The sequence below is a fragment of the Streptomyces sp. ICC4 genome (assembly GCF_003287915.1).
In the GTDB taxonomy this organism is placed as follows: domain Bacteria; phylum Actinomycetota; class Actinomycetes; order Streptomycetales; family Streptomycetaceae; genus Streptomyces; species Streptomyces tritrimontium.
On sequence record NZ_CP030286.1, the window covers coordinates 6,824,759 to 6,843,752 of the forward strand.

The following is an 18,994-nucleotide window of genomic DNA, read 5'->3' on the forward strand; positions in this document are numbered from 1 at the left end:
GACGGGGAACGCGGGACGGGGAACGCCGAATGGTCGGGGCGGCCGCGGCGGGTCACCGTGGACCCATGACCACACCGGCCCCGACGGGCTCCGCGATCCGCCCCGAGGCCGGCTCCCGGGGCTCCCGCGTGCGGAATCTCGGCCCCAACTGGTACGCGAGCGTGATGGGCACCGCCATCGTGGCCAATGCCGGCGCCGCCCTGCCCTGGCACATCCCCGGCCTGCGCACGGCCTGCACCCTGGTCTGGGCGCTGTCCGCGGTGCTGCTGGCGGTCCTGCTCGTCACCCGGGCGGCCCATTGGGCCCGCCACGGCGACCAGGCCCGCGCCCATCTGCTCGACCCGGCGATGGCCCCGTTCTACGGCTGCCTCTCGATGGCCCTCCTGGCGGTGGGCGGCGGCACGATGCTGGTCGGCAAGGACTGGATCGGCGTGGGCGCGGCCGTCGCCGTGGACGCGGTGCTGTTCACGGCCGGGACCGCGGTCGGGCTGCTCGTCGCCGCCGCCATCCCCTGTCTGATGGCGACGCGGCACGAGCTGAAGCCGGGCAGCGCCTCACCCGTATGGATCCTGCCCGTGGTCGCGCCGATGGTCGCCGCCGCGCTGGGGCCGCTGCTGGTCCCGCACCTGCCGGCCGGCCAGTGGCAGCAGGCGCTCCTGCTCGGCTGCTACGCCATGTTCGGCCTGAGCCTGCTGGCGACCGTGTTCCTGCTCCCCATCGTCTTCGCGCGGCTGCTGGCGGGCCCGCGGCTGCCGCTCGCCCTGACTCCGACGCTCTTCCTGGTGCTCGGCCCGCTGGGGCAGTCCACGACGGCGGTGAACAACTTCGCCGATGTCGCGCCGGGTGTGCTCCGGGCCCCGTACGCCGAGGGCTTCCGGATGCTCGCGGTGCTCTACGGGGTGCCCACGATGGGGTTCGCGCTGCTGTGGTTCGCCCTGTCCTGCGCGGTGGTCCGGCGGGCCAGGCGCCAGGGCATGGGCTTCTCGATGACGTGGTGGGCCCTGACCTTCCCCGTCGGCACCTGCGTCACCGGCGCGGAGGGGCTGGCGCGGCACACCGGCGTGACCGCCTGCGCCTGGATCGCCGGCGGGCTGTACGTGTTCCTCGTGCTGGCCTGGCTGGTCGCCGGGGCCCATACGCTGCGCGGACTGTTCGCCGGCACCCTCGCCCCGGCCTCGTAGCGGCGGGGGGTGCCGACGGGAGACGCTCGAAGGCGGCCGCCCGGGTTTGGCGGGCGGGGGGAATCTCAATACGATCCGGCGATGATCACTAGAAGATGGGTGGCGGCCGGTGCGTGCGGTCTGCTTGTCACCCTGGCTGCCGGGTTGTTCCCGGCAGGTGCCGCCGCCGGTGAACCGGTGGCGAAGGAAGCCCCCAAGGTCGAGTTGGTGCTGGACGTCAGCGGCTCGATGCGTGCCCAGGACATCGACGGGCAGTCCCGGATGTCCGCCGCGAAACAGGCGTTCAACGAGGTACTGGACGCCGTTCCCGACGAAGTACAGCTCGGCATACGCACGCTCGGCGCCAACTATCCCGGCGACGACAAGAACCAGGGCTGCAAGGACACCCGGCAGCTCTACCCGGTCGGGCCGCTGAACCGGACCGAGGCCAAGGCCGCGGTCGCCACGCTCGCCCCCACCGGGTGGACGCCGATCGGGCCGGCCCTGCTCGGGGCCGCGGAGGACCTCAAGGGCGGCGACGCCACCCGGCGGATCGTGCTCATCACCGACGGCGAGGACACCTGCGCCCCGCTCGACCCCTGCGAAGTGGCCCGGGAGATCGCGGCCAAGGGGATCCACCTGGTCATCGACACCCTCGGGCTCGTCCCCGACGCCAAGACCCGCAGCCAGCTGATCTGCATCGCGGAGGCCACGGGCGGTACGTACACCTCGGTGCAGCACACCGCCGAGCTGTCGGGCAGGGTCCGCCAGTTGGTGGACCGGGCGGCCACTCCGGTGGTCAACCCGGTGGCCACCGAGGGCGCCAAGCAGTGCGAGGGGGCTCCGGCGCTGAAGCCCGGCCTCTACAGCGACCGCGAGGGCTTCGGCCAGCACCGCTGGTACCGGGTCGACGTCAAGCCCGGTCAGGAGCTGCGGGCTTCGGTGAGCATCGGCGCCGACCGCGCGGTCAACAACGACTACGGGATCCTGCTGCGCGCCACGACGCTGAGCGGGCGGGAGATCGTACGCGGCGAGGAGGCCGGGGACGGGCGCACCGACCTGATCTCCTCCGGTCTGCGCTATCCCAAGAGCGCCTCGGACGGCGAGGACGACGAGGACGCGAAGGGCACGACGGACACCAAGGGCACGACGGACGCGAAGGGCACGGAGACCGTGTGTCTCCAGGTCAGCAACTCCTTCTCGGCGCCGGCCTCCGTCAAGACCACCCCGGGCATGCCCCTCGAGCTGACCATCGACGTGGTGGACGGGCCGGACGACGCGACCGACGTGGCCGCCTTCGGCCTCGGGCGCGGCTGGTGGCTGATCGGCGTACTGGTGCTCACCGGCTTCCTGGCCGGACTGGTGTGGGGCTGGGTCTCCCGCTGGCGTATCGCGGTCTGGAGGACCAACTGATGAGTGCCGTGAGAAGTACCGTGGGACACGCACGCAGCGCACGCAGCGCGCGCAACGCACGGGGCGTGCGGGGCGTGCGGCGGGCGCTGACCGCCGCGCTGCTCGTGGGCGGCGGCCTGCTCGGGGTGGCGGCCTCGCCGTCGCCGAGCCCCAGCGGCGGGCCCCAGGCGCCCACCGAGGCCGGTACGGCCTTCCGTACGGCCACACCGGTCCGGCTGGGCCAGGAGGCCACGGCCGACGCCTCCACCGGCGACTACCTCTACTGGGTGCTCCCGCTGGACTCGGGGCAGCGCGCCACGGTCCGGGCGTCGGTCACCCTGCCCGCCGCCACCGGCCGGCACGCCTCCTCGACGTGGCAGCTCGACGTCTACGACGGCCTGCGCCGCCGCCAGCCGTGCATGTACGGCACGCAGACCGGTACGGCCGCCAAGGAAGCCGCCACGATCGACCTGTCGTGCACCCTGCGACCGGTTCGCTCGGGCGCGGACCAGTGGGCCGACGACCCGCTGCAGGGCGCCTACTACATCCGCCTCACGGTCACCGACCTCGCGCCGGAGGACCTCGGCCAGCCGGTACGGGCACGCCTGCGGGCCGAGGCGAAGGACGTCGGCGGCGCGTACGCGGCCGACAACGCGCTCGCGTCGCCGCTCGTCCCCGGCGCCGGTACGGCGTCCGGCATCGAGCCGGAGGACGGCTGGTCCGGCGGCTGGTGGTCCGACCGCTGGCTCTGGACGGCGGCCGGCGGGCTGCTCGCCGCGCTCGCCGGCATCGGCGGCCACCGGCTGACCCGGGGCCCCGGCCGTCCGGGACGGGTGCCGCCGGGCGCCTGACCGACTGCACCGGCCGCGGGTACCGGCCGCCTGCACCGGCCGCGGGTGCGGGGCCTGGAGGCCCCCGCCCGCGGTCGGTGCACGCACCACGCGGTGGAGCCGTTGCCTCCCCCGCGCCCCGCCGGGATGATGCGCCCGGGGCGCACACCCGGGGGGAACGCATGGACGGCGGCGAAGCGCGGGGCGACCAGTACGACGACGAGTCGGAGGACTACGTCGCCTACTGGCACGGGCGGGACTACGAGCACGCCGCGGAAATCGCCGCGCTGAGGCGGCTCGTCGCGCGCCACGACGGCAGCCGCTACGGACTCGTCTGCGAAGTGGGCGGCGGATTCGGCCGGTTGACCCCGATCCTCAAGGAGTACGCGGACCAGGTCGTGATGTTCGACCCGAGCTCCAAGCACGTCGGCATCGCGCAGCGGCTCCTCGCCGACCGGCCCGGTGTCACGGCCCGGCTCATGAGCCCCGGGAGCATCCCGCTGGACGACGGCTCCGTCGATCTCGTCTCCATGGTCCGCGTCATGCACCACCTGCCCGACCCCGGCCCGACGCTGCGCGAGATCGCGCGCGTGCTGAAGCCCGGCGCCCGCGCCCTGATCGAGGTCGCCAACTCCGCGCACGCGCTGAACAGGCTGCGCTACGCGAAACGGCTGCGCGGCGTCCCGCGCGGCCCCGTGGACATCCGCTCGGCCGAGAGGGCCGCCGAGGGCGGCATCCCCTTCGTGAACCACCATCCGGGCACCGTGGTGGGGCAGTTCGCCGCAGCCGGCCTGCGGGTCGAGGACAAGCTGTCCGTGTCCAACCTGCGCAGCGGCCGGCTGAAGCGGAGTCTGGGCGAGGCCCGGCTGCTGGCCGTCGAACAGCGCGTCCAGGGCCCGCTGGCCGCCGTCGACTTCGGGCCGAGCCTCTTCTTCCTCCTCCGGCGCCGCGGGTAGGGGCGTTCCTCACCCCGCCGGCTCACCGGGCAAGGGTGCCCAGCGTGAAGGCGACGACCCCCGGGCGGGCCAGCGCGACCGGCCATGCGGGGGGAAGCGCGGACGGTTCGGCGAAGGACACCGCCGTGAACTCCGCCCGGTTCACGAAATCGGCCCCCTCGAAGGTCGCGCGCTGCGCGAAGACCACGTTCTCGAAGCGGGCGGCCCGGCCGAAGACGGCCCGGTCGAAGGAGGTCGGGCCCTCGAAGCGGACCCCGTCGAAGGCCGCCGGGTTCCCCCACAAGGTGTGCGAGAAGGAGGCGGACCCGAGGAAGGCCGTCCGGACCCAGGTGTTGGGGGCGTGGAAGACCGTGTGCGCGAAATCGGCCGCACCGCGCACTCTCATCCCGCTCGCCATCGCCTCGCCCCACAGTTCCGCCCGGGCCATGTCGAGGTCCTGTGCGAAGAGCGCGTCCACGAAGCCCGCGCCACCGCCGAAGTCCGCCCAGCCGAACCGTGCTTCCCGGTCGAAGACGGTCCCGTCGAAGGCACCGCCCCGGCGGAACGCGGTCCGGCCGAAGGAGGCCGCCCCGCGGAAGCGCGAGGTCTCGAATCCCGCCCGCTCGTCGAAGACGGCCCGGTCGAAGGAGGTGCGCCCGTCGAACTCGGCTCCGGCCGTGCTCCATTCGTCGACGAAGCGCGCCCGGTCGAAGGCCGCGGCCCCCGTCCTGACCTGGCCCGTCGAGGGATCGCGCAGAGCGTGCAGTACGCGTGCGAGCAGGCCGCCGGCGAAGGTGGTGCCCCGCAGGTCCACGTCCTGGCCCGGCCTGAACTCCGCGATCCGCGCCGCCTGTTCGTCCGGCTCCAGATGGGCCAGGCAGCGCGCGCGGGGCCACATCCGGATGCCGGTGCACCCGATCGGCTCCGCCACCGTGGCCCCGTACCCGCAGCACTGCCAGTCGACGGCCGGGTCATCGACTCGCAGCCCGGCGTCGATCAGGGCCCGGGCCATGTCCGCGGGGGCGTCCAGGTGGAACCACCCGGTGGCCCGCCCGCCCCCGGGCGCCGGGACCGCCGACCGCTCCGGGTCCGTTCCCGGGTCCGCCTCCGGGTCCGCCTCCGGGTCCACTTCCGACTCCGGGCCGGTGTCCGAGCCGGTGTCCGGGTCCATCGGCTCGACCCTGAGCGAGCCGAGACCGTCGACGTCGCGCAGCGATTCGCCCGTCACCATGACGATCGCCCCGGCCCCGTCCCCCCTGCTCAGCCGCGCGGAGACCTCCCGCCGGCGGACCAGTCCCCCGGCCTCGTCCGCCGCCGGACCGCGCACTCCCGCCGCGTCGGCGGTGAAGGCGCCCTTGGCCAGGGCCACCGCCAGCGAGACCACCCACTCGCCGGAGCCGGCGCGCAACCGGGACAGGACCCGCGGCAGTGCGGCCATCAGCAGGCCCGCCTTCCCGAGGGCGTCCGCGTCCGGCACCGTGACGAACAGGGTCCCGTCCTCCTCCGCCGGGGCGGACAGTCCCATCGCGCCGGTCTCCCCTCCCGGCTGCATGAGGAGTTCGACCAGCGCCGACTGCACCGACCGGCCGATCGGCCCCATGGCCACGTCCGCCCGTACCGCCAGACAGATGCCGGAGACCTCCGTCCCGACCTGCTCGTGCGTCGTCATCGCCACGCGGAATCCGGGCTGTTCGAGCAGCGCCCGCGCCGACAGGAACACCATCCGGTCCGGCATGACGGTGTGCACGACGCCGGCCAGCCCGCCGCGCGCGACCACCGGGGCGCCCACGTAGTGGGTCCACGGCTGTGGTTCGGAGGTGAGCCGGACGATCTCCCCGTTGCGCTCCCCCTCGTACGGCAGCGCCTCGCCGTTCAGCGTCACCGGCTCGCCCTGGTCGGTGAAGCCGTCGACCCGGACCCGTCCGCCCTCACCGGCGTCCTCGGTCCACCGCGGAGGCGGCCACGCCCTCGGGTCCACCAGGTCCTCGTCGGCCACCAGCAGGAACACGGTGGGCGCGGCCGCGTCCCACCAGACCGGACGGCAGGGCAGCTCGCGGCCGCCGGCCCGGACCCAGGCCACGGCGTTGCGGCCCGCCCCGTCCCCGACCGCGAGGACCATGCGGGAGGACAGCAGGACGCCGACCGACTGCGGCTCGCTCATCGGCTCGAAGCGGACCCGCACCACGCGGCCGGCCGGTCCCGGTTCCGGGCGGGCGGCCGTCGCGAAGGGGATCGCCTCCCGCGCCACCTCCCGGCGGCCCCGCGCACCGTCCGTGAGCCGGATCGCCGTGAAGTCCCGGCCGGTGCCGCGGTTGCGGGACACGTACTCCCACACGCGCCGGCGGACCAGCTCCCGTACGGCGGCCACGTCCCCGCGCAGCTGCGAGCCGAGCAGGGCTTCCCGTACGCCCGGCAGGAACTCGAACTCGGCCTGGTCCGAAGCCTGTTCGGCGCCCCACGGGGCGAACAGGCCGCCCAGGGCCACCTCCGCGAGGTGGCTGTGCTCGGAGTCTCCCGGCAGGGACCGCCGTACGAGGGTCATCACGGGCAGCGTCAGCGGTACGGCGGCCAGGTGGGCGGCGAGCCGCTGGGCCGTCGGGGAGGCGTTCGCACGGAAGCGCTCGATCACCTCCAGGGGGTCCGGGAAGGGGTCCGGCGGCTCGGGGAGCCCGTACGCCGCCTCGTGCTTGGGTTCGGCGTCCAGCCGCAGGCAGGCCAGGCGCCGCCAGCGCCCGTCCCCGGACACCACGCGGATCAGCCGGGCCAGGCTCCCCGAGGCGAGGCCGACCACCGGGACCACCGCCCCGCCCCCGCGCGCCCGCCGGACCACCGGGACCCGCTGCCAGGACCGGGTGGCGGCCGCGGGCCGGTCCGCGCGGACGGCGAAGGGCACCGGGCTGACGGCGCCGCGCGCCCACAGCCGTTCGGGCAGGACGTTCAGCACGGCCACGGCGTTGTGCGCGGACCACTGCCGGAGCACTCCGCGCAGGGGGGCTTCGCGCCAGCCGCCGGCCACCGTGTCGGAGAGGACCAGGATCAGCCGGCGGCCCGCCGGGTCGACGAGCTCCAGGGGATTGCGGGGCGGGGTGTCCCGGCCGAGCGCGACCATGGGCGTGCCGCCCGAGCCGGTGCCCGTGAGCCGCCAGGTCCGCACGTCGCGGAAGACGCCGCTGCGAGTGAGGACCCCGCGCACCTCTTCCACCAGATCGGACCAGAGCAGCATCGAATGGTGCGCGTCCACGACCAGGGCCACGTCCAGCCAGCGGCTCTCGGCGGGGCGCAGGACCGGGGTGAGCACCATCCGCTCGATGCTGCGCTCCACGGTGAGCTGTTCGTCCAGCTCCTCGCCCGGGCCGCCGATGTTGCGGCGGCCCACCGGGCGCAGGGCGCGCATCAGGGCGAGCGGGTCGTCGAGGGAGGCGGCCCGCGGCAGGCGCAGCGCGGTGCCCAGGCGGCGGGCCGTCCCGGCCGCGGGGGCGGCTCCGGCGGCCGGCCCGGCGGGTTCGCGGGGCACGGCGGGGCCGGGCCGGGGCGCGGGGAAGAACTGGGCGGCGGCTTCCCGGTCCGCCCGGCGGTCCTCCCCCGACTCGGGAGCCGGCGGGGCCGGTTCGGTGGTGTCGGCCGGCCGCGGTTCCGGCGCGGGCGGACCGGCGGGCGGCGGGCGGACCGCCGCGTCCACCCGGGTGGCCAGCCACAGGATGTCGGCGATCTCCTCCGCTCCGACCCCGGGGCGCGGGCCCCCTTCCCCGCCGCCTTCGGCGAAGGCGGCGAGGAGCTTCTCGATCACGCGGAGGGCCCGGTGAGGTGGTGCATGACGGTGGAGAGGAACCGTTCGCGCTCGTCGGGGGCGGACCAGGCGCCGGCCAGGCGCAGTTGGATGGCGTTGAGGAGCTGGTCGGTGGCCAGGTCGCCGTCCTCGGCCCGGTCGAGGAAGCTCTGGACTAGTTCGCGGTACTCGGTGTTGTGCTCGATGTCGACGCCGAGCCGGCCGAGCACGATGCGGGCGAGCTTGTCGATCTTGGGCGGTTCGAGGTGGAGGCGGACGCAGCGGCGCAGGAAGGCCGGCGGGAAGTCGCGTTCGCCGTTGCTGGTGAGGACGACGATGGGGAAGTAGCGGCACTGCACGCGGCCTTCGGCGATCCGCACGGCGGCCTCCGCGTCGTCGTCGGTGCCGATGGCGACGGTCGGGTCCTCCTTCGCCAGCCGCGCGAGCTCGGGGATCACGAAGCCGCCGTCCTCGAAGACGGTGAGGAGGTCGCCGGGGAGGTCGATGTCGCTCTTGTCGATCTCGTCCACGAGCAGGACCCGCGGGCGGTCCTGGGGCAGGAGGGCCGTGCCGAGGGGGCCGAGGCGCAGGTAGCGGGCGATGGACGGGCCGGCGGCGGGGTCCGGGGCCGCGGTCGGGCCGCCCGGAAGGTTGCCCGCCGGGGTGCCCGCCGGGGTGCCCGCCGGGGCGGTCGCGGCTCCGTGGGCCGTGGCTCCGTGGGCCGCGCCGGGTGTGCGCAGCTGTTCCAGCCCGGCCTCCTGGAGCCGGCCGATCGCGTCGTAGAGGTAGAGCCCGTCGCGCAGGACGGTGCGGCTGGTGACCGGCCAGTGCAGCACCGGGCCCAGATCGAGGTCGGCGGCGATGCTGTAGGCGAGCGTGGACTTGCCCACGCCGGGTTTGCCGGTGATCAGGAGCGGCCTGCGCAGGTGCAGGGCGGTGTTGACCACGTCCTTCTCGGGCTCGTCGGGTGCGTAGCCTTCGCCGCGCCGCCAGGTGCGCTCCCACGCCGGTCCCTCGCAGCCGGGGGGTGTGTACCCCGGGTCGGGGACGCCGGTGAAATCGCGCCAGGGCGGGGGCGGTCCGGCCTCCAGCCTGGCCCGGCGCACGGCGGCCTCGCCGGTCCCGTGGTACAGCCACCAGTCCTTCGCCACTGCCTGTGCCTCCCTCTCGGTGTCACTGCCGCTGTCACTGCCACTGTCGCTGTGGGTCTCGGAGTCGGTGCCGGGGTCGGGCCCGGCCGGGGAAAAGGACCCCAACCGGGGTTGGCACCGGGCGGGGCGGCGGGGGGTTAACGTGGCGAGGACGGCCCCCAACGCTTCGGCGGTCGGCTCCGGAGCCAGCTCCGAAACCCGGGTTAAAGAGAAGTAGAAGGGGGTGAGCGCCACTTGCGCCCGCTCCACCTCCATGACCCCGAAGAGACCGAACGCCGCCGCGAGGAAGACCTGCTCCGCGACGAGCGCCGCCCCCGCGAGGACGACGCCTGAGCAGCCCCACCCCACACACGCAGGGCCCGGCCGGGCCCACCATCAGACGGTCGGGCTCTGTCACGCGCCGGCCCGGGCACCGGGCCTTCCCCGAGCACCGCCGTCCACCGGCCGGGGACACCGGGGCTGGCTCCGGGGCACGACGGCCCGGTGGACTCCGGCGGTCATGCGGCCCATCGGCGGCAGAAACGTGCCGAGGTCGACTCCGGCCTGCTGGACCTGCACCTGGCCACCAACCCCTACTGGGCCTCCCCCGCGCGCTGACGGTCCGGCGCCGCCGAGCTCCGCCGGACCGTCCGCACCCGACCATGACCGGGCCCGCCCGAACTCAGCCGCCCGACCGGCTCCCGCCCGTCCACGTCCTCCTACCAGACGGCGTGGAACACCGGACCGGGATCTGGATCGTCAACCAGATACAACGCCTCGACTGGCTCGAGCCAGCGCAGCTCGCCGCGCTGGCCGACCTCGGCGTGGACCGGGCGCGATAAGCGAACTGCCAGCCCGCCGACTGGCAGCCGGACTCACCGGCCGGCGACGCAGAGTCCGGCCATACCACCACACCGCACAGGCATCACTTTCCGTGAGCCTTCGCTAAAGGTGGACCAGGGCCCTCGGTGACCTACGCAGCCAACAAACGGATGTACAGGGGCATGCAGGCTTCGCGATGCTCTCCCGCCCAAAATTGGAGGCATCGGGGGTCTCCTCGCCGACGAACCGGCCCTGGAGGAGGGCATCGCCTTCGGCTGCGCGGCGACCGGCCTCCTGGAGGATCGCCTCGCGACCCACATCCGCACGGCCTGGCAGCAAGGGCACAGCGCCCTGCGCACAGCCCCTGCCCCCTGACGGGACGGGGCCCGGGGCCGTCCGAAGAGGCGTGATCATGGAGTGGGCGGGTAGCCGCATGGGGTGATCACCGTGGGAGTCGAAGAGGAGTATCTGCTGGTGGACCCGGCCACAGCCGTGCCGACTCCGCTGGTGGAGGAAGTGCGCCGCACGGCTGGTCTGGGAGCCCTCACGGAACAGGGAGAGGTCCAGGACGAGCTGCTCCAGGCACAGATCGAGGTAGCCACGCCTGTCTGCTCGAAGCTCGAGGAAATCGGGGGCCACCTGCTCCGGCTTCGCCATGCGCTGGCCTCGGCGGCGGAGGCCAATGGCTGCCGGATCGCGGCGACCGGTGCGGCGCCGGTGCGCGGCGCCCTGCCCGTACCCGTCACCCGGTCGGCGAGGTACCTGAGGATCGAGGGCGCCGCGCGTCAGCTGGTGGACGAGCAGCTGATCTGCGGAATGCACGTCCATGTGGCCATCCCCGACGCGGAAACGGGTGTCGCCGTGCTGAACCGGATCCGGGTCTGGCTGCCGACGCTCTTGGCCATGTCGGCGAACTCGCCCCTGTGGGACGGGCGGGACACCGGGTACGCCAGCTGGCGCACCATCGTTTTCAGCCGCTGGCCCGTCAGCGGTCCGCCGCCGTACTTCGAGGGGCTCGCCGACTACGAACGCCGTCTGGAGGCACTGTTGGGCTGCGGGGTGATCGCCGACCGGGGACAGGTCTACTGGCAGGCGAGACTGTCCGGCCGCTACCCGACCGTCGAGGTGCGCTGCCCGGACGTACAGCTGCGGCCCGACGAGGCCGTGATGCTCGCCGGCATCGTCAGGGCGCTGGTCACCACGGCGATCGCCGAGGAAAAGGCGGGCATACCGCCCGCCCCTGCGAGTGATCCCGAGGTCCTCCAGGCCGCGACTTGGCACGCAGCCCGGTACGGCCTGAACGGCACCCTCGTGGCGCCGGACGGCCGACCGCGCAGCAGCGGCGACGTCCTGTGCACCCTCATGCGTCACATCACGCCCGCACTGGAAGACGCCGGTGATCTCCGGGAGGTGAGCGCCCTGTCACACCGGCTGCTGCGAGAAGGCACGCCCGCGGACCGCCAGCGCCGAGCCGTGGCCGACGGCGGGTTGCCGGCGCTGACTGGACTGATCACCGGCACCGTACCGTCCGGCTGACCGCCGGGGCCGCCGTGCTGTCACCAGCGTGACGGCCGAACTCGACCAGGGCTCCCCCGGGCCGCGCACCACGTTGTCCTCCTTCCGCGCGAGTGCGGAGCCGCGGTCGGGGCAGGCGCAAGAAGGACACCGGCGACGCTCTTTTGTCCTCCCCTGTCGTGCCACCGTCCCCGATCGCAAGGAGAGCTGATATGCAAAAGCCCCCGTCGCAGCCCGAGCTTCCGGACCGTGTGCCGGAGAAACGTGACGCCGTCACCCCTGACCTGCCGCCCTTCGGGCCGGGAGCCCCCGACCTCCCGGACGCCGAGCGCGGACGGGCCCGGCGCGACGGCCCTGAGAGGACCGGCAGCGAGGAGAACGGCGGGTCGGGGAACAACGGCCCGGAGGCTGGCGAGCGACCGGCCGCCGGCCCTGGCAACGCCAAGCCCCAGGAGCCGACCGACTGAAGAGCTAGTGCTGTGGCCGGGAAGGTTTGCCGGGTCGCGGTGTCCGGTGCACTGCCTCTCCCCCAGCTACCGCTGGGAGGGGCCCCCGGGCGGAGGACCACGCCTCGTACTGGACGTACCGGTGTGGTCCGACAACGCGGCGAGGTGCCGTGCCGGGCGCCGCGACCCGGTGAACCTTTCCGGTCACAGCACTAGGCGGTGTTTGGTGGCTCTTTGATGAGGTCGCGGAGCCAGATGACGATGGCTGCTGTGGCCAGGGTGCCGTTGAAGATGTAGTCGCGTTTGTCGTAGCGAGTCGCGACGGCCCGGTGCTGTTTCAGTTTCCCGATGCAGCGTTCGACGGTGTTGCGCCGGCGGTACTACCTGCGGTCCAAGGCCGCCGGGCGGTCGCCGGCCCGGCCGCGCCTGCGGCGCTTCGCGCGCTGGTCGTCCGGCTGCGCGATCGTTGCTTCGATCCCGCGTTTGCGCAGGTAGGCGCGGTTGGCGCGGCTGGAGTACGCCTTGTCGCCGCGAGCCCGGTCGGGCCGGGTCCGCGGGCGCCCGGGCCCAGTGCGGGCCACGTTCAGGGCCTGCATGAGCGGGATGAACATCGGACTGTCCCCGCGCTGGCCGGGCGAGGTCAGCCAGACCAGCGGGCGGCAGCGGTCGTCCGCCAGGAGATGGACCTTGCTGGTCAGCACGCCCCGGGAGCGTCCCAGGGCCTCGCCGCCCTCCGTGTCCACACGCGTGCCGCCCCCTTTTCGGGGTGGTCGGCCGGGGGTGCATGCCGAGCTCCGGCCGCGTGCTGGCGGGCCCGGCAGGTCGTGGAGTCGACGTTGACCGCCCAGGAACCGTCCGCGTCCCGGGCGGTGGCATCGGCACCGGCCTGCAGCGCTCGCAGGATCTTCGACCAAGTACCGTCCGCCGACCAGCGGCGGTGGCGCTCGTAGACGGTCTGCCAGGATCCGTAGCGTTCGGGCAGGTCACGCCAGGGAATCCCGGTCCGCGTCCGGTAGAGCACACCGTTGACAACGCTCCGATGGCAGCAACGGAACTATGTGTTCCCACTGAGCATTCGTCAGTTCATGCCGACGCACCATGACCGACCCATGCCCGGAACGGCAACAGATCCACCACCCCGGGCAAGAGCCATCAGACACTGCCTAGGGCCGTCTCGATGGGCGGCCGCTGCCGACGTCACGGAATCCCCAATTCAGGAGGGCACAAGGATCACGCCTTCGACAATGGGCTCGTGGCGGCGGCCGATGAAGGTACCAGGGGAGCCACGGGCTCTACGGATACGACCGGAGCCACAGGGGCCACAGGCGCCGCGGGCCCGGAGCTACCGGGGCCACGGACGACCGGTGGGGCCGGGCCGTGCAACGACATCGAGAGTCTGAACCCGAACCGCACGGAGTCGTTCAGCGCGGCGCTGGTCGACGGCCAGACGTTCGCGGTTGGGGCGAGCCGGGCTGTGCTTGGCAGAACCTCTCCGACGCGGACAGCCCCGGCTACCCACCGGGGCTTCGCATCTCCATCCAAAGCCAGGGCAACGACTCCTGAGCCAAGGCCCTCACCCCAGCCAACACCGCCTGCCAGGCCCAAGGCACAGATCGACTGCGGCAAGGTTGGTGCCCGGGCCGGCCTCATCGCCGGGCCTGGGCATCCGTGCTGGGCTCGGGAGGTCCCCGGCGGATGGTCGAGGGCTTCGCGCCGCGCGGTCTAGGTCAGGGCGGTGATGACCTCGCGGGCCGCGCGCTCGCCTTCGGTGGCGCCTCCTTCCATGAAGCCCTGGAAGTCGTAGCTGCAGTGCTCGCCGCCGATGTGGACGTTGCCCTGGGCTGTGCCCTCGTATCGGGCGTAGCGGTGGAGGTATCCGGTCGGCCAGTACGAGTAGGCGCCGAGGGCGTACGGGTTGCGGTGCCAGGCCGATATCTGTGCGCGTCCGTTCCACGCGTTCTTGGTGCCGGGGAAGAATGCGTCGATGCCGGTGAGCATCCGGTTGGCGAGGGCGCGTACGTAGGGGTCGGTCTCGGTGGCGAAGGGGGTCGCGGGGGTGAGCGCCCTGGCCAGGGTGCCGCCTGCGTACTGGAGCAGGATGCCGCCGTTTCCGGGCTGGACCTTGGTGGTGTCCCAGGTCTGCTGGACGTCTGAGTCGGTGAAACAGTCGCCTGCGGAGACGCCGGGCCAAGGTCCGGTGCCGCGCCAGGGTCGGCTGGTGAACTGCATGTTGAGTTTGGTGCAGTAGCCCATGCGGGCGTCGCGCAGGAGGTTCTTCATGAGGGGGTCGAATCCGGCGGCGGTGAGGTCGATGCGCTGGAGTACGGGCAGGGGCAGGCACAGGATGGTGTGGTCTGCGGTGACGGTGCGGGTGGTGCCGGACTCATTGAAGGTGAGGGTCTGCGTCCCGTCGGCGTTGGCTCGGACAGCGGTGAGTTCGCGTCCCATCAGCAGGGTTCCGGCGGGCAGGGTCTGTGCGATGGCGTTGGGGAGTTGGTCGTTGCCGCCGGTGATGTGGTAACGCTCGTTGGACAGGCCCCAGACGTTGAAGTGGCCGGGGTTGGGCTGGTAGCCCATGAGGAGGACCAGGGCGAGGGCGGACTGGTCGACGGTGTCGGCGCCGTATTCGACGTTGTAGGCGACGTCGATGAACTGGCCCAGGCGCGAGGTGTGGCCGCCGGGGACCCGGGTCTCGATCCACTGGTGGATGGACATGTTGTCCAGGGCGGTGCCGGTGGGGGTGGTGGTGTTCCAGGTGACCTCGCCGGCGTCCTGGAGGTCTCGGCGCAGGGCTTGGTAGACGGCCTTGAAGTCTTCGTCGGCCTGGGCGCGGGGGTAGTAGGCGCCGTCGAACCAGAGGACTTCCTCCGCTCCGTTGGGTCCACCGCCGAGGAAGTCCTCGGTGGGCAAGTTGAAGCGGCGGCACAGTTCGAGGATCTTCTTGTGGCTGGTGTCGATCAGCTCGCCGCCGATCTCGGAGCTCTGGCCGTAGGCCCAGTGGTCGCGCTGGGTCCACATGCGGCCGCCGACCCGGGCGGGGTTGGCCTCGTAGACGGTGCAGGCGATTCCCGCGTCCTTGAGGGTGAGGGCCGCGGTCAGACCGGCGATGCCCGCGCCGACGATGGCGACACGGGGGTTGCCTGTAGGCGGCTTCTTGCCGTCCGGCGCGGGTGCGGTCTCAGCCCATGCGGGCCCGGCGGCGGCGCCCGCCAGGGCGGTGCCGAGGCCGAGGGCGGTGGCACGCTCCAACAGGGCGCGGCGGCTCAGGCCCCGTACGTCCGCGGCGGGCAGGGACAGCCTGCGGGCGACGGCGTGCTCGGCGGCGAGTTGCCTCAGGGCGTGCATGACGGAGGTTCGGGCCATGGCGGGTGGCTCCTCGGGTGTCAGACGTTCGCGGCGGCGGGGGAAGAGGTGTCGGTGCTGGGGTCGGTGCGTTCGGTGGCGTCTTCCAGGACGATCCGGCCGATCACCTCGTAGCGCTCGGGAGCTTTGAACTTGAGGTAGAGGCCGAGCGCCAGGCCGCCGAGGAAGACGGCGGCGACGATCCAGGGGATGAGGGTGAAAACGAGGGAGTCGGCGGCGAGTCCGGCCGCGGTCTTCATGTTGACGACCAGCAGGACGACGACGGCGCTCATCGCGATCCCGCCGAGCAGGGGAGCGGTGAACGTCTTGAACCAGTGCCGGTCCTCGGGGTGGTTCTTGCGGAAGTAGCCGATCACGGCGAAGGAGCAGAGGGTCTGGACGATGAGGATCGCCATCGTGCCGAGGATCGCGAGCAGGGTGTAGAGGTGGATGTAGGGGTCCTGACCGGTGAGCCAGAACGCGGCGACGAGGGCGATCGCGATGGCGCTCTGCACGAGGGAGGCGACGTGGGGCGATCCGTGGCGGGGGTGAGTGCGTCCGAGCGCGGGGTGGAGGAAGCCTTCGCGGCCGATCGCGTAGAGGTAGCGGGCGGCGCACTGGTGGAAGGCCATGCCGCAGGCGAAGGAGCCGGTCAGCAGGAGCCACTGGAAGGAGTCGACGGCCCAGGAGCCGATGAACTGCTGCGTGGGGGCGAAGAAGAGGTCCAGGGGGTTGGCGGAGGCGGACAGCTCGACGGACTTGGTCAGGCCGTTGCCGGCGATGGTCATCCAGGAGACGAAGATGTAGAAGAGGCCGACGCCGACGACCGAGATCAGGGTGGCCTTCGGGATGACCCGCTTGGGGTCACGGGATTCCTCGCCGTACATGGCGGTCGATTCGAAGCCGACCCAGGACCAGAAGGCGAAGAAGAGACCGAGGCCTGCGGAGGCGCCGGTGAAGGCGTTCTTCGGGTTGACCGGTTCCAGCGGAATGCCGTCCGGGCCCCCACCCGCGAACAGCACCGCGATCGCGACGGCGAACAGGACGGCTATCTCCCCGACCAGCATCACGCCGAGCGCCTTGGCGGTGAGGTTGATGTCGAAGTGTGCCAAGCCCGCGGTGACGCCCAACATGACGGCCGCGTACAGGATCCAGGGAAGGTCGACGCCGAGTTGGTCGTGCACGGTCGTCTTGGCGAAGTACGAGAAGACGCCGACGATCGACGCCTCGAAGACGATGTAGGCGAGGACGGCGAGCATCCCGGAGGCCATCCCCGCGATCCGGCCCAGGCCGTGTGAGATGTATCCGTAGAAGGCACCGGCTGCGGTGATCCGCTTGGCCATGGCGACGTAGCCGACGGCGAAGACGGTCAGGACGACGGTGGCGAAGAGGTAGCCGGCCGGGGCCCCGATACCGTTGCCGAAACCGACGGCGATCGGCAGGTTGCCGGTCATCGCCGTGATGGGCGCGGCCGTGGCGACCGCCATGAACACCACCCCGACCAAGCCGACCGAGTTGGCCTTGAGCCGGTTGACTTCACCGCTGGAACTGTGGGACATGGACGTCCTCTCAACGCTGGCGGCAGGTAGCCGACGGGAAGGCCGCCACTCTCGCCCTACGTGACCCACGCCACAATCGACATAGAGGCCCCCAATCAGCGTGTACGGACGACGAGTTGTCGGCCCGCCAGGCCGGAGAACCGAAGGCGTAACCGCCCGGTGATGTTCACGGAACCGGGAAGGAGTTAGGACTGCGTCGGCGCGCCCCCCACCGACTCCGCCCATTCCCCGATGCACAGGCCGCCCGACCCCGCTACCTGAGGACCCTCGACTACGACCTGCGCCGCCACGAGCCGTGGTCACAGCAAGGCCGTGCCCACGAACGCGTCTTCCTCGACACCGGCACCACCACGCTCCTGCCCCTGCCCCTGCCCATCCTCAAACTCCAGCGCCGCTGCAGCCCGAACACCCACCGCTGGTGCCACCTGATCGCCGTCCCACGCCCCCGCGGCGCCCACGAGCACCGCGAACCCGTCTCCATCACCAACACCCCCGGCGAACGCGACGACGGACAGAGCGACACCGAAACCGGCTTCCACCGCGCCGAACACCTCCGCCAGATCCCCGGCAACACCGCCACCGACCAACACCTCTACGGCGGCCGCGAAGACACCGAGTCCGGGTTCTCCCAGCTCGACCGTTCCCTCTGGGACCGCCAGATGATCGCCTTCGCCGCCGACGCCCAAAGCCTGGTCATCCTCGGCTTCCTCCTCGCCCAGAACGCCACCAGCGCGGCCCGCTACCGAGAAGACCCCACCTACGCCGACGCGGACGCCGAGACCGCAGAAGGCCCTCTTTCTGGAACGCGGAGGGGCCCTGGTGCCTATGGCACCAGGGCCCCGAAGGAACTGCTACACCATCTGCCGGCCCTGGAACTGCGCCGGCCTACTGTTTCCGCGTGCCTGGCCTGACTGCTGCCCGAGGCGCGGGGACCGCGGTTGCTTGACCGGAGACCACCTCGCAAACGATGTCCTGCGGTACCCGGGCTTCAACCTGCCGGCCCGGGCGATCCTGATGGCGCTTCGCTCCTCCGTTCATCCCTCGGTGATCAACTACCTACCTGCGGGGGACTGAGTACTGCTGGTACCGCTCTACTTCGAGTACTGCTGATATTGCTTCGGCAGCCAGCCCCGTTGCCCGTCCTGCACCTGCTCTGGCTTAGAACCCCACTGCCGAACCTCCCGGTGCGCGCGCCCGCAGCCGACGCCTTCACCGAGGTATCGCTCTTACTGACTTCACTGCTGGGTATTACCTGTACTGCGTACTGCACTTGCGGGTACTGCCACCTGCGTTAACCGCGGTACTGCTCTCGGCGACCCTTGATCACTGCGGGCCACCCGGTCCGGTCGCCAGTCCCGTCGCCATCCTGCAACCACCCTGGCTCCGACACTCCACAACCACACCGTCCTGCGCACTGCAACTACGGGTACTGCGTGTACTGCTGCCCGGGCAGTTCGTCTCTGCCAGGCCCTGCGGTCTGTCTGGGTTACGAGAGAAACCATAACCACGTCGCAGCCCAATGTCTACTCCGACCAACATAGATTTTCAGATGCCCGTCACCGAGGTAATCGGGTGTCGTTAGGTTCGACAGCTGCTGGCGCGGGCACAACGCCCGGGCAGGCCAGGCCCGACACCAACGACGGACCCGGAGCGCGCGATGACCACGATGAGCCCCGACCGCACAGCCCTCCGCTCCCTGAACGCCGTCGCTGGAGCACGCCAGACCGCGCGGGCGTTTCTGGAGGCCCTCTGGCACCCGGCCATCGCTCCGGAGTGCGCCGACAGCGTGGTCCTGGTCGTCTCCGAGCTGATGAACAACGCCCTGCGTCACGGCGGCGGCACCTACACCCTGCGTCTGACCGCCCACCCCGGCAGCATCGAGGTCGCCGTCGACGATCCCAGCGCCGAACCGCCGCGCATGCGTGTCCCCGACCTGAGGGACGGGACCGGTGGATTCGGCTGGCACATGGTTAACGACCTCGCCCTCGCCACCGTCATCACACCCAGGGCCGAAGGCGGCAAGACCGTACGCGCCCTCCTCCCCCGCTAACCCGCGCAGCCAGCGCTCGAAGAGTCACGTCTCGCGAACGGCAGGGT

General features: G+C 72.2%; 14 protein-coding genes and 2 pseudogenes. 10 read left to right on the top strand and 6 right to left on the bottom strand.

Annotated elements, in window-relative coordinates; translation table 11 throughout:
- The first annotated feature begins 65 nt into the window (after window positions 1–65).
- The 4 genes from DRB89_RS31945 to DRB89_RS31960 all read left to right on the top strand — a co-directional run bounded on the left by DRB89_RS31945 (window position 66) and on the right by DRB89_RS31960 (window position 4,338).
- The gene (locus DRB89_RS31945; RefSeq protein WP_112453982.1) at window positions 66–1,181 is read left to right on the top strand and encodes a TDT family transporter; all 1,116 of its coding nucleotides are present in this window, start codon (window positions 66–68) and stop codon (window positions 1,179–1,181) included.
- A gap of 81 nt (window positions 1,182–1,262) precedes the next feature.
- The gene (locus tag DRB89_RS31950; RefSeq protein ID WP_112451717.1) at window positions 1,263–2,573 is read left to right on the top strand and encodes a VWA domain-containing protein; all 1,311 of its coding nucleotides are present in this window, start codon (window positions 1,263–1,265) and stop codon (window positions 2,571–2,573) included.
- Window positions 2,574–2,638: 65 nt separating this feature from the next.
- Window positions 2,639–3,403 carry a hypothetical protein gene (locus DRB89_RS31955; RefSeq protein WP_112453984.1) on the top strand — a complete coding sequence of 255 codons (765 nt, stop codon included), beginning with the start codon at window positions 2,639–2,641 and terminating at the stop codon, window positions 3,401–3,403.
- A gap of 161 nt (window positions 3,404–3,564) precedes the next feature.
- Window positions 3,565–4,338 (top strand): class I SAM-dependent methyltransferase, encoded by a 774-nt coding sequence (locus DRB89_RS31960; RefSeq protein ID WP_112451718.1) that lies wholly within the window; start codon window positions 3,565–3,567, stop codon window positions 4,336–4,338.
- Between the two features lie 22 nt (window positions 4,339–4,360).
- Here DRB89_RS31960 and DRB89_RS31965 read toward each other — a convergent pair whose 3' ends face one another.
- Together DRB89_RS31965 and DRB89_RS43880 are read right to left on the bottom strand one after the other, a co-directional pair.
- Window positions 4,361–8,104, bottom strand: a complete 3,744-nt coding sequence (locus DRB89_RS31965; protein ID WP_112463517.1) for a pentapeptide repeat-containing protein — start codon at window positions 8,102–8,104, stop codon at window positions 4,361–4,363.
- Window positions 8,101–9,582 (bottom strand): MoxR family ATPase, encoded by a 1,482-nt coding sequence (locus DRB89_RS43880; protein ID WP_239516430.1) that lies wholly within the window; start codon window positions 9,580–9,582, stop codon window positions 8,101–8,103. Before DRB89_RS43880 ends, DRB89_RS31965 begins: the two co-directional genes overlap by 4 nt.
- Before the next feature lie 293 nt (window positions 9,583–9,875).
- Here DRB89_RS43880 and DRB89_RS43285 point away from each other — a divergent pair, with 293 nt between their 5' ends.
- The 4 genes and pseudogenes from DRB89_RS43285 (at window position 9,876) to DRB89_RS31985 (ending at window position 12,017) form a co-directional block, all read left to right on the top strand.
- Complete coding sequence (locus DRB89_RS43285) at window positions 9,876–10,055, top strand: hypothetical protein (RefSeq protein WP_112449381.1); 180 nt, start codon at window positions 9,876–9,878, stop codon at window positions 10,053–10,055.
- Window positions 10,056–10,257: 202 nt separating this feature from the next.
- Window positions 10,258–10,410, top strand: a pseudogene (locus DRB89_RS45150) (iron-containing redox enzyme family protein); the annotation flags it as partial.
- Window positions 10,411–10,473: 63 nt separating this feature from the next.
- Window positions 10,474–11,571 (top strand): glutamate--cysteine ligase, encoded by a 1,098-nt coding sequence (locus DRB89_RS31980; protein WP_112449382.1) that lies wholly within the window; start codon window positions 10,474–10,476, stop codon window positions 11,569–11,571.
- Window positions 11,572–11,762: 191 nt separating this feature from the next.
- On the top strand, window positions 11,763–12,017 hold the full coding sequence (locus DRB89_RS31985) for a hypothetical protein (RefSeq protein ID WP_112449383.1): 255 nt from the start codon (window positions 11,763–11,765) through the stop codon (window positions 12,015–12,017).
- A 191-nt stretch (window positions 12,018–12,208) separates the two neighbouring features.
- On the opposite strand, the pseudogene DRB89_RS31990 reads toward DRB89_RS31985, so the two are convergent.
- From DRB89_RS31990 to DRB89_RS32010, 4 genes and pseudogenes are all read right to left on the bottom strand, one after another.
- A pseudogene (locus tag DRB89_RS31990) lies at window positions 12,209–13,093 on the bottom strand (IS5 family transposase).
- A 625-nt stretch (window positions 13,094–13,718) separates the two neighbouring features.
- The gene (locus DRB89_RS32000; protein ID WP_112463519.1) at window positions 13,719–15,359 is read right to left on the bottom strand and encodes an NAD(P)/FAD-dependent oxidoreductase; all 1,641 of its coding nucleotides are present in this window, start codon (window positions 15,357–15,359) and stop codon (window positions 13,719–13,721) included.
- A gap of 20 nt (window positions 15,360–15,379) precedes the next feature.
- Complete coding sequence (locus DRB89_RS32005) at window positions 15,380–16,897, bottom strand: APC family permease (protein WP_112449386.1); 1,518 nt, start codon at window positions 16,895–16,897, stop codon at window positions 15,380–15,382.
- A gap of 299 nt (window positions 16,898–17,196) precedes the next feature.
- On the bottom strand, window positions 17,197–17,583 hold the full coding sequence (locus tag DRB89_RS32010) for a hypothetical protein (protein ID WP_112449387.1): 387 nt from the start codon (window positions 17,581–17,583) through the stop codon (window positions 17,197–17,199).
- Between DRB89_RS32010 and DRB89_RS32015 the strand changes: the two genes are divergently transcribed.
- The gene (locus tag DRB89_RS32015; RefSeq protein ID WP_112449388.1) at window positions 17,557–17,808 is read left to right on the top strand and encodes a hypothetical protein; all 252 of its coding nucleotides are present in this window, start codon (window positions 17,557–17,559) and stop codon (window positions 17,806–17,808) included. The two genes, DRB89_RS32010 and DRB89_RS32015, sit on opposite strands and share 27 nt — an antisense overlap.
- Before the next feature lie 746 nt (window positions 17,809–18,554).
- Complete coding sequence (locus DRB89_RS32020) at window positions 18,555–18,947, top strand: ATP-binding protein (RefSeq protein ID WP_112449389.1); 393 nt, start codon at window positions 18,555–18,557, stop codon at window positions 18,945–18,947.
- Window positions 18,948–18,994 lie beyond the last annotated feature (47 nt).